At 68.1% G+C, this 15281-nt stretch carries 14 protein-coding genes; 9 read left to right on the top strand and 5 right to left on the bottom strand.

Translation table 11 applies throughout. The annotated features are described in order from the left end of the window. The first annotated feature begins 237 nt into the window (after window positions 1–237). The gene (locus tag IG04_RS0137080) at window positions 238–1449 is read left to right on the top strand and encodes an amidohydrolase (RefSeq protein ID WP_030481422.1); all 1212 of its coding nucleotides are present in this window, start codon (window positions 238–240) and stop codon (window positions 1447–1449) included. Here the strand turns inward: IG04_RS0137080 and IG04_RS0137075 are convergent. Next, the gene (locus tag IG04_RS0137075; protein ID WP_030481421.1) at window positions 1446–2585 is read right to left on the bottom strand and encodes an acyl-CoA dehydrogenase family protein; all 1140 of its coding nucleotides are present in this window, start codon (window positions 2583–2585) and stop codon (window positions 1446–1448) included. The genes IG04_RS0137080 and IG04_RS0137075 overlap by 4 nt on opposite strands. A gap of 82 nt (window positions 2586–2667) precedes the next feature. Here IG04_RS0137075 and IG04_RS0137070 point away from each other — a divergent pair, with 82 nt between their 5' ends. From IG04_RS0137070 to IG04_RS0137055, 4 genes are all read left to right on the top strand, one after another. Then, a complete protein-coding gene (locus IG04_RS0137070; protein WP_030481420.1) occupies window positions 2668–3258 on the top strand; it encodes a TetR/AcrR family transcriptional regulator in 591 nt (196 codons plus the stop codon). Between the two features lie 5 nt (window positions 3259–3263). Then, on the top strand, window positions 3264–4196 hold the full coding sequence (locus IG04_RS0137065) for a carbohydrate kinase family protein (RefSeq protein ID WP_030481419.1): 933 nt from the start codon (window positions 3264–3266) through the stop codon (window positions 4194–4196). 225 nt (window positions 4197–4421) lie between these two features. Then, window positions 4422–5735, top strand: a complete 1314-nt coding sequence (locus tag IG04_RS0137060; protein WP_051771484.1) for a citrate synthase — start codon at window positions 4422–4424, stop codon at window positions 5733–5735. Window positions 5736–5806: 71 nt separating this feature from the next. After that, window positions 5807–7048, top strand: a complete 1242-nt coding sequence (locus IG04_RS0137055) for a cryptochrome/photolyase family protein (RefSeq protein ID WP_030481417.1) — start codon at window positions 5807–5809, stop codon at window positions 7046–7048. Here IG04_RS0137055 and IG04_RS0137050 read toward each other — a convergent pair. Both IG04_RS0137050 and IG04_RS0137045 read right to left on the bottom strand, forming a co-directional pair. Next, the gene (locus IG04_RS0137050) at window positions 7038–8219 is read right to left on the bottom strand and encodes an ABC transporter permease (RefSeq protein ID WP_030481416.1); all 1182 of its coding nucleotides are present in this window, start codon (window positions 8217–8219) and stop codon (window positions 7038–7040) included. The two genes, IG04_RS0137055 and IG04_RS0137050, sit on opposite strands and share 11 nt — an antisense overlap. Continuing rightward, the gene (locus IG04_RS0137045) at window positions 8216–9124 is read right to left on the bottom strand and encodes an ABC transporter ATP-binding protein (protein ID WP_030481415.1); all 909 of its coding nucleotides are present in this window, start codon (window positions 9122–9124) and stop codon (window positions 8216–8218) included. Before IG04_RS0137045 ends, IG04_RS0137050 begins: the two co-directional genes overlap by 4 nt. A 129-nt stretch (window positions 9125–9253) precedes the next feature. Between IG04_RS0137045 and IG04_RS0137040 the strand changes: the two genes are divergently transcribed. From IG04_RS0137040 to IG04_RS47820, 3 genes are read left to right on the top strand one after another with little or no spacing between them, the layout of a single operon-like run. Next, window positions 9254–9706, top strand: a complete 453-nt coding sequence (locus IG04_RS0137040) for a YbaB/EbfC family nucleoid-associated protein (RefSeq protein WP_030481414.1) — start codon at window positions 9254–9256, stop codon at window positions 9704–9706. Window positions 9707–9725: 19 nt separating this feature from the next. After that, a complete protein-coding gene (locus IG04_RS0137035) occupies window positions 9726–10034 on the top strand; it encodes a hypothetical protein (protein WP_030481413.1) in 309 nt (102 codons plus the stop codon). After that, complete coding sequence (locus tag IG04_RS47820) at window positions 10031–11686, top strand: WXG100 family type VII secretion target (protein ID WP_030481412.1); 1656 nt, start codon at window positions 10031–10033, stop codon at window positions 11684–11686. Before IG04_RS0137035 ends, IG04_RS47820 begins: the two co-directional genes overlap by 4 nt. 75 nt (window positions 11687–11761) lie before the next feature. On the opposite strand, the gene IG04_RS0137025 is transcribed toward IG04_RS47820, so the two are convergent. Together IG04_RS0137025 and IG04_RS0137020 are read right to left on the bottom strand one after the other, a co-directional pair. After that, window positions 11762–13147, bottom strand: a complete 1386-nt coding sequence (locus tag IG04_RS0137025; protein WP_030481411.1) for a glycerol-3-phosphate dehydrogenase/oxidase — start codon at window positions 13145–13147, stop codon at window positions 11762–11764. Continuing rightward, a complete protein-coding gene (locus IG04_RS0137020) occupies window positions 13144–13719 on the bottom strand; it encodes a TetR/AcrR family transcriptional regulator (RefSeq protein ID WP_030481410.1) in 576 nt (191 codons plus the stop codon). The genes IG04_RS0137025 and IG04_RS0137020 overlap by 4 nt, the downstream gene beginning before the upstream one ends. On the opposite strand from IG04_RS0137020, the gene IG04_RS0137015 reads away from it, so the two are divergent. Then, window positions 13718–15280, top strand: a complete 1563-nt coding sequence (locus IG04_RS0137015) for an FAD-binding oxidoreductase (protein WP_030481409.1) — start codon at window positions 13718–13720, stop codon at window positions 15278–15280. The genes IG04_RS0137020 and IG04_RS0137015 overlap by 2 nt on opposite strands. Window position 15281: the final 1 nt, after the last annotated feature.

Below are 15281 nucleotides of genomic sequence, written 5' to 3'. Positions count from 1 at the left end.
GACCTCACCCCTCAGGTGCAGCAAGTGCTATGGCGCGACTCGTGATGGGACCCCACCGCCTGGCCCGTTTGGTAAGGACGGCTCGCCTTCGGCTTCGCGTGGGGAAGGACGGCTCGCCTTCGGCTTCGCGTGGGGAAGGACGGCTCGCCTTCGGCTTCGCGTGGGGAGGAGGCTCGCCTTGGCATTGCTTTGGTTAGGGGTGGCTTGCTGCTTCTGTAACCGTTAGCGTTGCTAACCATGGACATCGCGATCACCGGTGGTTACGTCGTGCCCGTCTGCGGCGAGCCTGTCGAAGGCGGCACTGTTCTCGTTCAGGACGGCAAGATCGTTGCGGTTGGTGCTGACGTTGACATTCCTGACGGGGTTCAGGTTGTCGATGCTGACGGGGCCTGGGTGTTGCCTGGGTTTGTCGAGGCCCATGGGCACATCGGTGTCCATGAGGAGGCCGAGGGGTGGGCTGGGCAGGACACCAACGAGATGACTGATCCCGTTGGGGCTCGGATGCGGGCGCTTGACGCGATCAACCCCGCTGACCTCGGGTTTGCCGACGCGCTCAGTGGTGGGGTTACGACGGCGGTGATCAAGCCTGGGTCTGGTAACCCCATCGGTGGGCAGACTGTGGCGATCAAGTGTTGGGGGCGCACCGTTGACGAGATGCTCCTCAAGGAGCCGGTCAGCGTCAAGAGTGCGCTTGGTGAGAATCCGAAGCGGGTCTATGGCGACAAGGGGAAGTTGCCGTCTACTCGGCAAGGGGTTGCGGCGGTCATTCGGGATGAGTTGACCAAGGCGCAGGACTACCTTGCCAAGAAGGCCGAGGCTGAGGCTGACGGGAAGTCCTTTGAGCGCAACACCACGCTGGAGATCCTCGGGAAGGTGCTGAGTGGTGAGTTGCCCTGGTGCCAGCACGCGCATCGGGCCGACGACATCGCTACGGCGATTCGGTTGTCTGAGGAGTTCGGGTATCGGCTGATCCTCAATCATGGGACTGAGGGGCATCTGATCGCGGATGTCATTGCTGACAAGCAGATTCCGGTCATCATCGGGCCGCTGTTCACCACTCGGTCCAAAGTGGAGTTGCGGAACCGGGGGTTGCGCAACCCAGGGATCCTGGCTCGGGCCGGGGTGGAGTTGGCGATCACCACGGACCATCCCGTTGTGCCCATTCACTTCCTGGTGCACCAGGCCACTTTGGCGGTGAAGGAAGGGTTGGACAGTGATGTGGCGCTGCAGTCGATCACTACGAACCCTGCGCGGATCATGGGGCTGGACGACCGGGTCGGGTCGTTGAAGCCTGGGCTCGACGGTGATGTCGTGATCTGGTCCGGGGATCCGCTTGACGTGATGAGCCGGGCGTTGCACGTGTTCGTGCAGGGGCGTGAGGTTTACACGTGGGACGAGGCCGCGGGTGAAGGGGTCGTGGCCGACCCCTTCTACCGCGAGAGCGTCTAGCGGAGGCCTCGGCCGATGACCAGGCGCTGGATCTGGTTGGTGCCTTCGAAGATCTGCAGGACCTTTGCCTCGCGCATGTAGCGCTCCACCGGGAAGTCGCGGGTGTAGCCGGCGCCGCCGAGTACCTGGACGGCGTCGGTCGTCACCCTCATCGCCGCGTCGGTGGCGATCAGCTTGGCGATCGACGCCTGCTGGCGGAACGGGAGGCCGCGGTCGCGGCGGCGGGCCGCTGAGATGTAGGTGGCTCGGGCCGATTCCACGGCCGCTGCCATGTCTGCGAGCAGGAATTCGAGGCCCTGGAACTCGATGATCGGGCGGCCGAACTGGGTTCGGGTCTTGGCGTAGGCGACAGCCTCGTCGAGGGCGGCCTGGGCCAGGCCCACGGCGCAGGCGGCGATGCCCAGTCGGCCCGAGTCCAAAGCGGACAGTGCGATCTTGAGGCCGTCGCCCTCGTTGCCGATCAGGCGGTCGGTGCCGAAGCGGACGTCGTCGAACGCCAGCTGGGCGGTGATGGAGCCGGTCAGGCCCATCTTGCGTTCCGGGGTGGCGGCGGTGATGCCCTGGGCCTCGCCTGGGGCCAGGAAGCAGGAGATGCCGCGGCCTGCGTCCGGGGACGTGCGGGCCATCAGGGTGTAGAAGTCGGCGGCGCCGGCGTGGGTGATCCACGCCTTGGTGCCGTTCACTACGTACTCGGAGCCCTTGCGGACAGCCCTGGTCGACATGGCGGCCGGGTCGGAGCCTGCCTGGACCTCGGAGAGGGCGTAGCCGCCGAGCAGTTCGCCTTCGAGCATTTCGGGGAGCCAGCGGTCCTGCTGCTCGCGGGTGCCGAAGGTGGCGAGGCCGTAGCAGGACATCACGTGCACGGAGAGGCCCACGGCGACCGTCATCCACGCGGAGGCGACCTCTTCCAGGGCCTGCAGGTAGACCTCGTAGGGCTGCTCGCCGCCGCCGAACTCCTCGGGGTACGGGAGGCCCAGCAGGCCGGACCTGCCCAGCAGGCGGAACGCGTCGCGGGGGAACTTCTCGTTCTCCTCCGCGTCCGCGGCGTGGGGCTTCAGTTCGTCCCGCGCGATCTCCTTGACCAGCGCGATCAGGTCCTCGGCCTCTTGGGTGGGGAGCAACCGCTCGGCGGGCATCGTCGACCTCCGGTGTGTACTGGTAGCTGTACTCTAGTGCGTTGTGCAGTACAGCTGCCAGTGAATGTGGCAGGGTCGTCACATGACGCGGGCGCTCACGCAGCGGCAGGCCGAGTTGCTCACCCGGTTGGAGGCGTTGTTCCTCACCGAGGGCTTCGGGCATCTCACCCTGGATGACATCGCGGGCAGGCTGCACTGCTCGAAATCGACGCTGTACGCGCTCGCCGGCAGCAAGGAACAGCTGGCCGTTCGAGTCGTCGGGCGGTACTTCAAGGGGGCCGCCGAGCGCATCGAGAAGCGCATTGCGGGCCTCGATGACGTGCGGAAACGCATCGGCAGCTACCTCGCCGGGGCTGCGGAGGAGCTGAACAAGGCGTCAGCGGCGTTCATCGCGGACGTGTCGGACTTCCCGCCCACGCGCGCCACCTACGAACGCAACGCGCGTGCTGCGGCCGAGCGCATCAAGGCGTTCATCCAGGATGGCGTCGAGCGGCACGTGTTCCGTGAGGTGCATGCCACGTTGTTCGCGGAGATGGCCGGGCTGCTCATCGAGAGCATCCAGACGGGAGTCCTCACGAAACGGGCAGGCGTTTCGGACGCCGAGGCGTTCACCGCACTGGGCGAACTGTTGTTGGATGGGCTCCAGCGGAACGGTGTCTCCCAGAAGGAGTAGAGCGCGTGATCGTGGTTGCTGGTGAGGCACTGGTCGACATGGTGCCGGTGGGGGACGACGAGCTCACGCCGCTCGCGCCCAAGCTGGGCGGTGGGCCGTACAACGTGGCCGTCGCGCTCGGGCGGCTGGACGTGCCGACGGGCTTCCTGTCGCGGGTGTCGACCGACCACTTCGGTGAGCAGCTGATCAAGCGGCTGCACGCGTCGAAGGTGGAGACCTCTCTGGTCCAACGTGGACGGGAGAACACCACGCTCGCCGTCGTCGGGCTGGCTGAAGACGGTTCGGCGCGCTACTCGTTCTACGTCGACGGCACCGCCGACCGGCTCGTCGAGGACCCCGGCCCGCTGCCCGCCGAGACGAAGGCCGTGTCGTTCGGCACGCTCTCGCTGGTGCTGGAGCCCGGCGCCTCGGTCTACGAGACGGTGCTGCGGCGCGAGAGCAAGCGTTTGCTCACGGCGCTCGACCCCAACATCCGGGCGGGCCTGATCCACGATCCGGGCGCCTACCGCGCGCGGTTCCGGTCGTGGCTGCCGGACGTCGGACTGCTGAAGGCGTCCGTCGAGGACGCCCGGTGGCTCGCCGAGGACGGCGACGTGATCGAGATCGCAAGGACGTGGATTTCACAGGGACCGGCCGCCGTCGTGCTGACGAAAGGCGGCGACGGTCTGTCCGTGATCACCGCCACCGGACAGGTCGACGTGCCACCCGTGAAGGTGGACGTGGTCGACACGATCGGGGCGGGCGACACGGTGCAAGGCGCCCTGCTCGCGTGGCTGCACGACCACGATGCCTTGAGTGCGGAGAAGATCCGTGGCCTCTCCACGGATGAATGGACCGCGGCATTGACGTATGCCGGTGCGGCCGCCGCGATCACATGTTCCCGTGCGGGTGCCGAACCCCCCTTTGCGAGCGAACTCACCGTTGCGTTGGGTGGATAAAACGGAGGATCGGACTACCGTGGGGTAGCCGCGCTAGAAACTGGCATTACCGATGTGATGCCGGTCCCATCTCTCAGAATCGGTTCACACCGCTACTGCGAGGCGGGCCTTCCGCCGACTAGCGTGAGTGGACTTGAAGACTCAGATCCCAACGGGGTGGTCCGAGACGACGGCAGACCCAGCGTGGACTGCCGCCACCCCGTCCGAGCGTTGAGAGGGACTTGAATGCCCGACGCGACGACTGCGCCGACCGACCCACAGACCGTCGCGCTGCGCCACGGGGACGCAGAGCTCGAGATGAAGGTGGTGCGGGCGTCCGAAGGCGCGTCCGGCATCGATCTCGGCAAGCTGCTGTCGACCACCGGTCTGGTAACCCTGGACACCGGTTTCGTCAACACGGCCTCCTGCTCCTCCGAGATCACCTACATCGACGGTGACGCCGGAATTCTGCGTTACCGCGGGTACCCGATCGAGCAGTTGGCCGCGCGTTCGAACTTTGCGGAGGTCAGCTACCTCCTGATCTACGGCGAGCTGCCGACCGCCGCCCAGCTCGAGGACTTCACCTCCAAGATCAGCAGGCACACGCTGCTGCACGAGGACCTCAAGCGCTTCTTCGACGGCTTCCCGCGCGACGCGCACCCGATGCCGGTGCTGTCGTCCGCGGTCTCCGCGCTGTCGACCTTCTACCAGGACTCGCTGTCGCCGTTCGACGCGAACCAGGTGGAGATCTCCACGATCCGTCTTCTCGCCAAGCTGCCGACCATCGCGGCCTACGCGTACAAGAAGTCGGTCGGCCAGCCGTTCCTCTACCCGGACAACTCCCTTGGCCTGGTGGAGAACTTCCTGCGGATGACCTTCGGGTTCCCGGCCGAGGCCTACGACCTCGACCCGGACCTGGTCCGCGCGCTCGACCTGCTCTTCATCCTGCACGCCGACCACGAGCAGAACTGCTCCACGTCGACCGTGCGCCTGGTCGGCTCCTCCGAGGCGAACCTCTTCGCCTCCATCTCCGCGGGCATCAACGCCCTGTTCGGCCCGCTGCACGGCGGCGCGAACAGCGCGGTGCTGGAGATGCTGGAGAAGATCAAGAACGACGGTGGCGACGTGAAGTCGTTCGTCAACAAGGTGAAGAACAAGGAGGACGGCGTCCGACTGATGGGCTTCGGCCACCGGGTCTACAAGAACTACGACCCGCGCGCCGCGATCATCAAGAAGACCGCCGACGAGATCCTCGGCAAGCTCGGCGCCGACGACCAGCTGCTCGACATCGCGAAGCAGCTGGAAGAAGCCGCCCTGAGCGACGACTACTTCATCTCCCGCAAGCTCTACCCGAACGTGGACTTCTACACGGGTCTGATCTACCGGGCGATGGGCTTCCCGACGAAGTTCTTCACCGTGCTGTTCGCGCTCGGCCGGCTTCCCGGCTGGATCGCGCACTGGCGCGAGATGATCAACGACCCGGCCACCAAGATCGGCCGCCCGCGGCAGATCTACACCGGCCCGACCGAGCGCGACTTCATCGCGATGGAGAACCGCTAGTCAGACACTGCTTCACCCGAGCGGGGCGCGCCTGTCATGCAGGTGCGCCCCGCTCGCTTTAGCGTCGAATCGTGAGTTCCCCATCGCTCGTCTGGTTCCGCCGCGATGTGCGGACATCCGACCATCCCGCCATTCTCGCGGCAGCGGAAAGATCGCCTCGCGCACTCGCGTTGTTCGTTCTCGACGACAGGTTGCTGAAACCGTCCGGACAGCCGCGAATCGATTTCCTGCACCGCTGTCTGCATGCCCTGAACGACGAACTGGGCGGCCGTCTGATGGTCGTGCACGGCGATCCGGTGAAGACGGTTCCGCGCATCGCGATGGAAATCGGTGCGGAGAGCGTCCACATCTCCGCGGACTACGCGCCGTACGGGCGTCGCCGGGACGAGGCCGTCGAGGAAGCGTTGGGGGACATCGAACTCGTCCGCTCCGGCTCGCCCTACGCGGTCGCGCCCGGCCGGGTGCGCAAGCAGGACGGAACGCCGTTCAAGGTCTTCACGCCGTTCCGCAACGCCTGGCTGGAGCACGGCTGGCGCAAGCCCGCGGACACCGACGCGTCCACTCTGGACTGGATCAGGCCGGCGCACGGCATGAAGATCCCTGCTGTCGAGGAGAAGCTCCCGGACGCGCTCGAACTCTGGGAGAGGTTCCGCGACGAACGGCTGGAGGACTACGACAGGACCCGCGACCGGCCCGACCTGGACGCGACCAGCAGGATGTCGGCGTTCCTGCGGTGGGGCGTGCTGCACCCCCGGACCCTGCTGCAGGACTGTGCCGGAACGTTCCGCAGCGAGCTCGCGTGGCGCGAGTTCTACGCCGACGTGTTGTGGCACAAGCCGGAGACCGCGCGCGAGAACTACGACCGCAAGTTCGACCGCATGGAACTGGACGACGACAAGGAGCTCTTCGAGGCGTGGTGCGAGGGTCGCACCGGGTTCCCGATCGTCGACGCCGGCATGCGGCAGCTGCTGCAGGAAGGCTTCATGCACAACCGGGTGCGCATGATCGTCGCGAGCTTCCTGGTCAAGGACCTGCATCTGCCGTGGTGGTGGGGCGCACGGCACTTCATGAAGCACCTGATCGACGGCGACATCGCCTCGAACCAGCACAACTGGCAGTGGGTCGCGGGCAGCGGCACGGACGCCTCGCCGTTCTTCCGCGTCTTCAACCCCATGACGCAGGCCAAGAAGTTCGACCCGGACGGCGCCTACGTGCGCAAATACGCACCGGATTCGCCGCGCCTGACGCCGATCGTGGACCACGCGGTCGAACGCCAGGTGGCGCTCGACCGCTATCAGGCGATCAAAGCCTGAGCGCCTCGCGGAGCTTGACGCGAGCGCCGGTCCTCAGCACGGCGTTCGCGTAGACCTTGCCGCCCAGCCACGTGATCGCCGCGATGGCCAGCAGTGCCAGCACGACCGCGAGCAGCACCTGCCAGGCCGGAGCGACGCCCAGCGCCATCCGGCCCGGCATCAGGATCGGGGCGAACGGCGGCAGCATCGACAGCACCGTGACCGTCGTGCCGGAAGGGCTGCCGATCATCAGGTTGATGCCGGCCACGAACGCCACGATGATCGTCATGCTGATCGGCGTCAGCACCGACTGCAGTTCCTCCTGGCGCGACACCAGCGACGCGGCGGCCGCGAACACGGTGGCGTACAGGAAGAACCCGAGCAGGTACCAGAGCACGCCGGTCAGCAGCGCGGTACCTCCCAGCGTGCCCACGTCGATCACGTCGAAGGCGGAGGAGAGCCCCAGGCCGACCGTGGAGATCACCAGCAACTGCAACAGGCCGACCGCGCCGAGCCCGATCACCTTGCCCAGCAACAACTGCCACGGCCGCAGGGTCGCGAGCAGGATCTCCACGACCCGGCTGGACTTCTCCTCGACCACGCCCTGCGCGACCATCGTGCCGTAGACGAGCAGCGAGTAGTACAGCAGCGCGGCCACGATCAACCCGATCGCGAGGCGCTGACCTCGTTGCGGGTCAACGGGTTCCAGCGCGGTGACGGCCACGCGGGCGTTCGCGAGGCTCTGCGCGACCTCCTGCGGGTTGATGCCCGCCTCCGCGAGCTTCGCGGTCAGCACCTGCTGGCGCAGCAAGTCGTTCAGCGCCGTCGCCAGCACCTCGTTGCCGGAGTCCTTGACGATCATCTTCAGCTCCGGCGGCGCGCCGGTCACCAGCGCGTCCAGGGAGCCGTCGCGGACCTGCTGCTCGGCGTCGCCCGCGGTCGTGACGTCCCGCGTCTCGACCTCGATGCCGAACGCCTTAGCCTTGTCCCGCAACGGATCCGCGAGCTGCGTGGCCTGCCCGGACAGCCCCACGACGCTGTGCTGCTGGTCGTCGAACAGGACCGACTGCAGCACCACGTACCCGGCGAGCACGGCGATGATCACCGCTGTACCGATCAGGAACGACCTGGTGCGCACCTTCGTGACGAACTCGCGCTTTGCCACCAGCGAGACAGCTCGGGCCGACGTCATGCGCTCCTGCCCTCGATGGTCACGACGTTGCGGAACAGCTCGGTCAGCGACGGGCGCTGCCGGGAGAACTCGTGCACGGGACCGGCCGCGAGCGCCGCGTGCAGGACCGCCTGGTCGTCCATGCCGTCGGCGAGTTCGAGGACGCACCGCGTCCCGTTCCTCTCGATCACCCGCACGCCACCCAGGGTGGCAGCCCACTCGGTCGTTGGCGACTCCACCACTAGGCGAGTTTCGCCACTCGACCGGAGTTCATCCACTGTTCCGCTCGCGACCATCGAACCGGCACTGACGATGCCGACCCGGTCGCACAGCCGTTCCACCAGGTCGAGCTGGTGGCTGGAGAACACCACCGGCACCCCGGCGGACGCCTTCTCACGCAGCACCTGGCTCATCACGTCCACCGCGACCGGGTCGAGGCCGGAGAACGGCTCGTCGAGCACCAGCACGTCCGGCTCGTGCACCAGCGCGGCGGCCAGCTGGACACGCTGCTGGTTGCCCAGGCTCAGGCGCTGCACCTCGTCCGTGCGGCGGTCGCGCAGCCCGAGGCGCGCGATCCAGTTCTCCGCGCTCGTGTGGGCCTCGTTGGTGCCCATGCCGTGCAGTTCGGCCAGGTAGACCAACTGGTCGAGCACCTTCATCCGCGGGTAGAGGCCGCGCTCCTCCGGCATGTAACCGATCCTGCGCCGCGTGTCGAAATCGACGGTTCTGCCGTTCCACCGCACCTCGCCGGAGTCGGCCACGAGCACGCCCAGCGCGATGCGCATGGCCGTGGTCTTCCCGGCGCCGTTGCTGCCGACGAATCCGAAGAGCTCGCCGGCGCGCACGTCGAAGGACATGTCCCGCAGGGCGACGACCTCCCCGTAGCGCTTGGAGATCCTGTCGATCTCCAGCACTCCCTCAGGCACGGTTAACCCCTTCGTTGGTCCGGATGGCGGTAATCGGACTGAAAGTATCGGCGAGCAGGGAACGAGTGAAACGATACGGGCGTCTACGGCGAATCGAACGTACGACCAATTCACTCAACGGGGGTGACCATGCAGCCCATTGACCCGGATCAGTGGCTCAAGCAGTACGGGGCCAAGATCGAGCAGGCCAAGCAGCACGCCGAACAGGCCCGGGACCAGCTCGGTGGTGTGGGTGGCAGCGCCAGCTCGCCAGATGGCCTGATCACGGTGACAGTTAACGCGACAGGCGTGTTGACCGATCTCCAGATCAAGCCGGAAGCCCGCGGCATGGACCCCAGCGAGATCGCCTCCGCCGTGCTCACCGCCTCCACGAAGGCCCAGCGGGACGCCTCCGGGCGGGTCGTGCAGATCATGACGGACTTCGTCGGCGACAGCCCCGCGCTCGAGTTCGTGAAGGCGCAGATGCCGAACGGATACGCGGGCGACGGAACCGACGAGGAAGAACCGAAGTCGGAGTTGGAGCGCAAGGACGTCCGGCCCGACGACGAGTACTTCACCAACCCGCCCGACGTCATGGCCTGAGTGCAGGAGGGGGTTAGGCATGCAGCAGCACTTCAACATCGACCTGGACGAGCTGAGAACCCACGCCGCGAACGTGGACCGGCTCATGGAACGGATGCGCAAGGCCACCGAGACGTGTGATCCGGGTGCCCTCACGACTGAGGCGTTCGGTGTCTTCCTCGGCTTCCTCGCCCAGAACGTCCTCCAGCAGGCAGGCCTGTCGCAGGACGGCCTCGGCAAGGCCGCCAACTCGCTGATGGACATGGCCGGCGGTCTCAAGAAGACCGTCGAGCAGTACGAGCAGGTCGACCTCGACAACATGTTCGGCTTCAAGGGAGGCCGGGGATGAACGCCCCAGCGACGCAGTCCAACGGTGCCGACACCCAGCAGCTGATCAGCAACATCTCGAACACCTACTCCGCCATCGAGCGCGGCGACTGGGTCAACGCGGGCCTCGGCATCGCGAACTCGGCCATGGGCATCGTCGGCATGTCGTCGAACCCGCTGAGCGGCTTCCTCTCCGCCGGTTTCAGCTGGGCCATCCAGCACGTCGACTTCCTGCGCGAGCCGTTCGACGTCCTGCTGGGCAGCCCCGAGTCGATCGCCAAGATGTCCGAGTCGTTCCAGAACGCGGGCAAGCAGGTCCACGGCATCGCGACCGAGTACGAGAAGATCTGCGTCTCGCAGACCCGTGAGTGGGCAGGCAAGGCGGCTGACGGCTACCGCGCCGCGGCCAAGCGGCACGCGGGTGGCCTGGAGACCCTCGCCAAGTCGGTCGAGGGCATCGCCGGCGCGGTCAAGGGCGCGGGCGAACTCGTCGGCACCGTCCGCAAGATGATCATGGACCTGATCAGCCAGGCCGTGTCCGACATGGTCATGAAGATCATCCAGTGGCTGGCGGCGTCGGTCCTGACCTTCGGCGCGGCCATCGCCGGCGCGATCTCGGACATCGTCACGACCGCGGTCAACTACGCGAAGAAGCTGGCCGACTTCCTGCAGAAGCTCGTCGGCTCCGTGCAGAAGCTGATGAACCTGATCAAGTCCGTCTCGCAGATCGCCAAGGTCGCCGAGCAGGTCATCGACGCGATCTCCTCGATGGCGAACAAGGGCAAGGGTGGTGGCGGCGGCGCTCCCGTCCGCAACACCTCGGGCGGCTTCGACGGCATCCGCGCCGACGACCAGTCCCGCGCGTCCGGCGGTGCGGGCGGCACGTTCACCAGCGGCGCCAACGGTGGTTACGCCGGTGGCCGGCCGACCGCTGGTGACGGCCTGACCAACGTCCGGCCCGGCTACCAGGGCGGCAACACCGACGGCTACCAGGGTCCGCACGGGCAGGGGCCGGGCGTCGGTGCCGGTCCGGCCGTGCGTCCGGTCTACACGCCTCCCAGCAACACCGGAGGCGGCGCCGGCGGTGGCGGGGGTTACGTTCCGCCCGGCTCCGGCGGCGGCTCCGGCTCGGGCGGCGGTACGGGTACCGGCACGGGTCGCTGGGTTCCCGGTCACTGGGAGTCCGGCACGACCACGACCGCCGGTGGCGAGGCCGGGACCAGGCCTCCGTCGATCGGCACCCCGCCGACGACGAACGACTGGTACCGCCCGCCGGCCACCGACTCCGCGGCCGCTGGGGCCGGCGGTGGCGGAGCAGGCGGCGGCGCGCCCAAGGGCGGCGGCGGTGGCGGCGGAGGCGGTATGCCCGCCGGCTTCGGCGGTGGCCCGGCCGGTGGCGGTGGTGCCGGTGGTACCTCGGCCACGCAGTTCGGTGGCGCGGCCGGCGTCATGGCGGCCGGCAGCGGTGCCGCTCCCGCGGCTCCCGCCGCGGCCGGTGGCGCCGGTGGCGGTGCCAAGGGCGGCGCGGGCATGGGCGGCATGATGGGTGGCGCTCCGATGGCCGGTGGCGCCGGTCAGCAGGGCGGCAGCAACGAGCACAAGCGCAAGGTGCGGATCGAGGGTGAATCCCTGGTCGAGCCCCCGAAGGCCGCGAAGCCGGTCATCGGCGAGTGACCTAGTGCCGGTCACGGCACTTGCATTGATTTCCTTGCGCTGAGAACGGGGCGTCCTTCGCGGACGCCCCGTTTTTCATGCGTTCGTCAGGAGCTTCTCGATCTCGGGTGCGGCCTTCTCGCGATCCTTCGGCACCAGCCCGATCCGCGTACGCCGGTCGAGGATGTCGTCGACGTCCAGCGCACCCTCGTGCCGAATCGCGTGGACGATGTCGGCCTCGGTGACGCCGGGCGCGATCGGGGTGGTCGGCGCCGGCCTGTCGTCGACCAGGCGGATGTCCTTGGTGCGGCACGGGATCTGCGTCAGGTTCGTCGCGTCGACCGCGTCCGCCGCCATCCTGCGGTAGGTGGTGAGCTTGCCGCCGACGACCGTGATCACGCCGTTCGGCGCGGTCAGCACGGCGTGGTTGCGGGAGAGGTCCGCGGTCCGGCCCTCGGCCTCGATCAACGGGCGCAGGCCCGCGTAGCTGCCGATGACGTCGTCCCTCGTCAGATTTCGTTGCAGAACGTGGGAAGCGGTCGTGAGCAGGAAGTCCACATCGGACTCCGGGACCTGTGGCACGTCCGGGATGTCGTCCACGGGCTCGTCGGTGAGGCCGAGGTACGCGCGGCCGTTCGCCTGGGGCAGCAGCAACGCGTAGCGGTTGCGCTCGCCGGGGACGGGGATGGTCAGCGCGGTGCCGGTGAGGCCCGCGCTCCTCGCGTCGATCACGAGGTGCGAGCCGCGCGATGGGCGCAGGTGCACCGGGGCGAGCGTGCCGGCCCAGACGCCGGTCGCGTTGACCACCGCCCTGGCCTTCACGGTGAAGGTGGTGCCGGTCAGCGTGTCCACGGCCTCGGCGCCGTCGCCCTGCAGTGTCGCGACCTTCGCGCGGGTGATGATCCTCGCGCCCTGCCCGGCGGCGGTTCTGGCCAGCGCGACCACGAGCCGCGCGTCGTCGACGAGCTGGCCGTCGTAGCTCAGGAGACCACCGGTGAGCTTCGCCGGGTCGAGACCGGGGACCAGCGCCAGGGCCTCGTGCCGCTGTACCCGGCGGGGACCTGGCAGCACGTCCGACGGCGTGCGTGCGGCGATGCGCAGCGCGTTGCCCGCGCGGAATCCAGACATGACGAAGTGACCCGCGCCCGAGTGCAAGGGGAACAGCATCGGCAACGTGCGCGTGAGGTGCGGTGCCGTCCTGGTCATCAGGATGCCGCGCTCGACGGCGCTCTCGTGGGCGAGCCGCACGTCACCCTTCGCGAGGTAGCGCAGGCCGCCGTGGACGAGCTTGCTGGACCACCGGGACGTCCCGAACGCCAGGTCGTGCGCCTCCAGCAGGACGGTCCTGAGGCCTCGGGAAGCCGCGTCGAGGGCGACCCCCGCGCCCGTGACGCCGCCGCCGATGACGAGCAGGTCGGCGACTTCCCGTTGCGCTGCTTCGAGGTCCTGCAGGCGCCTCGCGGCGTTCAGGGACGTGTTCACGGTTTCAGGGCTCCGTCCAGCTGTTTGGCGAGCTCGTCGAGAAGTGCGGTGAAGTCGAGCCCGGACGTGGCCGGTCTGGTCGAGAGCACCATCGACTGCGTGCTCAGCAGCACCACGCGTGCCTGCGTCTTGGCGTCACCGAACCGGATCGAGCCGTCGAGGTGCCCGGCCTCGACCTGCGCGACGAGGAACTGCTCGACCAGCCGCTGCGTGCTGCCGAGCCGGTCGGTGAGGTACGGCAGCATCAGGTCCGCGTCGAGCTGCAGGACGCGCTGCATCAGCGGGTTGGCGTCGAGCAGCCGGATGGCGTCCACGGCCCGCTGAACGAGCTGCTCACGCGCGTTGCCGTGCCCGCCTGCCCGTTCGACCTCTTCGAGCAACGCGGCGAACTCCCTGGTCATCAGGGCCCTGACGAGGTGGTCGACGTCCGGGTAGCGGCGGTAGAGCGTCATGCGGCTCACGTTGGCCCGTTTCGCCACGTCGGTGAGGGTCGTCCGGCGAACCCCCACCTCCAGAACACACTCACGGGTGGCGTCGAGCAGAGCGTCGTGGGTGTGACGTTGAGACGTCATGTGTAACACTGTAGCAGTGACCAGGGCTCGATGGACCTCCGAAACCGTGCCGTTGCCGCCGCATGCGCTGGCTTGGCTGAGCCAGCGCGTCGGCCTGGGGGAGCCGCTCCCCGAGGTGCCCGTCGCGGTGCCTCCTTCAGAGCTGACCGAGGACGCGTTCACCGCGCTGGAGGCCGTGTGCGCGGTCTCCGTCGAGGACGCGGACCGGGCCGGACGCGCCGGTGGGCTGTCGTACCTGGACCTGCTGCGTCATCGCGGGCACGGGGAACTCGCCGTGCCGGACGCCGTGGTGCAGCCCGCCTCGCCCGAGGAGGTCCTCGAGGTCCTCCAGGTCTGCGTCGAGTACGACATCGCCGTGGTGCCGTTCGGCGGCGGTACGTCCGTGGTGGGTGGCGTCGAGGCTCTGCGCGGGTCCAAGTCCGCTGTGGTGGCGTTGGATCTCGCCGGGCTCGGGCGTCTCGTTTCCGTCGATCCCGTGTCCAGGGTCGCCGTGCTGCAGGCCGGGATCACCGGACCTGAGGCGGAGAAGCTGTTGGGGGAGCACGGGTTCACGCTCGGGCACGTGCCACAGTCGTTCGAGCGCGCCACGATCGGAGGGTTCGCCGCCACCCGTTCCGCCGGCCAGGCCTCGTCCGGTTACGGACGCTTCGAGGACATGGTCGAGTCGGTCCGGATCGCCACGCCGGTGGGCGAGTGGGTCGCGGGGACCGCGCCCGCGTCCGCCGCCGGTCCGGACCTGAAGCAGCTGGTGCTCGGCAGCGAAGGGCTCTTCGGGGTCATCACCGAGGTGTCCGTGCGGGTGCGGCCCAAGCCGTACGGGCCCCGCTACGAGGGCTTCGTCGTCGACGGGTGGGAGGCCGGGACCTCGCTCGTGCGATCCCTGGCGCAGGCAGGGGCGCTGGCCGACATCACGCGTCTGTCCGATGTGGACGAGACCGAGGTCGCCCTGGCGCTGGCCGGGTCCAAGGCCGATCTGGTGAAGAAGTACCTGCGGATGCGCGGGGTGAAGCAGCCCTGCCTGGTGATCCTCGGGTGGGAGTGCCGGTCCCGTGCCGCGACCATGAGTGCCTTGAGTGGAACCAAGGTCGTGCGACTCGGCCGGGCGATGGGTGCTTCGTGGCTGCACGGCCGGTTCAACGGGCCTCGGCAGCGGGATGCCCTGCTGGACGCCGGTGTCTGTGTCGAGACCCTGGAGACCGCCACCCACTGGTCCCGGGTCTCCGAACTGCGCGACGCCGTGCGGGACGCTTTGGTCACGGAGCTCGGGAATCCCGTGGTGATGTGCCACGTCTCGCATGCTTATGAGACCGGAGCTTCGCTCTACTTCACCGTGCTGGTGCCCAGGGATCTCGCTGATCCTGTTGGGCAGTGGGCGAAAGCGAAGATCGCGGCCTCTGACGCGATCTCCCGGCTCGGCACGATCACCCACCACCACGCCGTGGGCCGCGATCACCTTCCCTGGCTGGAGAAGGAGATCGGACCCATCGGCGTCGACGTGCTGCGTGCCGTGAAGGAGCGGCTCGACCCGACCGGGATCCTGAACCCCGGCAAGCTGTTCTAGC

Source organism: Lentzea albidocapillata (genome assembly GCF_000719115.1).
Taxonomy (GTDB): Bacteria; Actinomycetota; Actinomycetes; order Mycobacteriales; family Pseudonocardiaceae; genus Lentzea; species Lentzea albidocapillata.
Note: the sequence above shows the minus strand (reverse complement) of the source record. Positions and strands in the feature narration are given on the sequence as shown.

Excerpts from the sequence above, each read along its gene's own strand:
- IG04_RS0137050 (WP_030481416.1), bottom strand. The coding sequence starts at position 8,219 with ATGACGTCGGCCCGAGCTGTCTCGCTGGTGGCAAAGCGCGAGTTCGTC.
- IG04_RS0137075 (WP_030481421.1), bottom strand. The coding sequence starts at position 2,585 with ATGCCCGCCGAGCGGTTGCTCCCCACCCAAGAGGCCGAGGACCTGATC.
- IG04_RS0137015 (WP_030481409.1), top strand. The coding sequence starts at position 13,718 with ATGTGTAACACTGTAGCAGTGACCAGGGCTCGATGGACCTCCGAAACC.
- IG04_RS0137020 (WP_030481410.1), bottom strand. The coding sequence starts at position 13,719 with ATGACGTCTCAACGTCACACCCACGACGCTCTGCTCGACGCCACCCGT.
- IG04_RS47820 (WP_030481412.1), top strand. The coding sequence starts at position 10,031 with ATGAACGCCCCAGCGACGCAGTCCAACGGTGCCGACACCCAGCAGCTG.
- IG04_RS0137080 (WP_030481422.1), top strand. The coding sequence starts at position 238 with ATGGACATCGCGATCACCGGTGGTTACGTCGTGCCCGTCTGCGGCGAG.
- IG04_RS0137040 (WP_030481414.1), top strand. The coding sequence starts at position 9,254 with ATGCAGCCCATTGACCCGGATCAGTGGCTCAAGCAGTACGGGGCCAAG.
- IG04_RS0137060 (WP_051771484.1), top strand. The coding sequence starts at position 4,422 with ATGCCCGACGCGACGACTGCGCCGACCGACCCACAGACCGTCGCGCTG.
- IG04_RS0137070 (WP_030481420.1), top strand. The coding sequence starts at position 2,668 with ATGACGCGGGCGCTCACGCAGCGGCAGGCCGAGTTGCTCACCCGGTTG.
- IG04_RS0137035 (WP_030481413.1), top strand. The coding sequence starts at position 9,726 with ATGCAGCAGCACTTCAACATCGACCTGGACGAGCTGAGAACCCACGCC.